Source organism: Membranihabitans maritimus, assembly GCF_021729145.1.
In the GTDB taxonomy this organism is placed as follows: domain Bacteria; phylum Bacteroidota; class Bacteroidia; order Chitinophagales; family Saprospiraceae; genus Membranihabitans; species Membranihabitans maritimus.
The window spans coordinates 1-234 of record NZ_JAJSLW010000124.1 but is presented as its reverse complement, the minus strand read 5'-3'; the positions used below and the strand labels follow the sequence as shown (position 1 = coordinate 234).

Here is a 234-nt window from a genome sequence, read left to right as displayed (position 1 = left end):
AGAAACTGCTTGCGGTTTTAGAAAGCAATCGCCTTGAGAAACTGGATATGCAAGGAGAGCAAGGATGAAAGTAAGCGTTGTGTATGCTTTGCCAACCGAGCAAGTGTGGCTTCCCGTGACGGTGGATGAACAGGCGACCGTTTTAAGTGCCATTCATGGTTCGAAGATCTTAGAAATGTATCCGACCATTGAACTCGACAGCCAGAAGGTTGGCATATTCGGCAAGATCACCAC

General features: G+C 47.4%; 1 protein-coding gene. It reads left to right on the top strand.

Going from position 1 to position 234, the window contains the following annotated elements; genetic code table 11:
* Nucleotides 1–64: 64 nt before the first annotated feature.
* On the top strand, nt 65–234 hold a 170-nt coding region (locus LVD47_RS24270; RefSeq protein ID WP_369427840.1), incomplete at its 3' end, for an RnfH family protein.